Raw genomic sequence first — 224 nt, forward strand, 5'->3', positions numbered from 1 at the left:
AAGTCCGCCTTTCTCTTGATTTTGAACTCTGCCTTAGTTAAATTGATTAACTCCATTTGACCGCGTTCGATTATACGTGTTCTGTATCGTTCAAAGTCCATTACAGGGAACAAATTTAATGAAGTCGTTCCGTTCCAGCCTTGATAAATTTCATCATTTACATCTGTATTGATTAAAATATAATTCTGTACCTGTTCCGTCTTAAACACAATTGCAGTATATTC

1 protein-coding gene is annotated in these 224 nt (G+C 34.8%); it reads right to left on the minus strand.

Annotation, left to right across the window (positions count from 1 at the left end; all coding sequences use genetic code 11):
* Positions 1-209, minus strand: a 209-nt coding sequence (locus tag L979_RS16920) for a hypothetical protein (protein ID WP_231559561.1), incomplete at its 3' end; no start/stop codon positions are given.
* Between the last annotated feature and the right edge of the window lie 15 nt (positions 210-224).

The sequence above is a fragment of the Kocuria sp. ZOR0020 genome (assembly GCF_000800955.1).
Lineage (GTDB): Bacteria > Actinomycetota > Actinomycetes > Actinomycetales > Micrococcaceae > Kocuria > Kocuria subflava.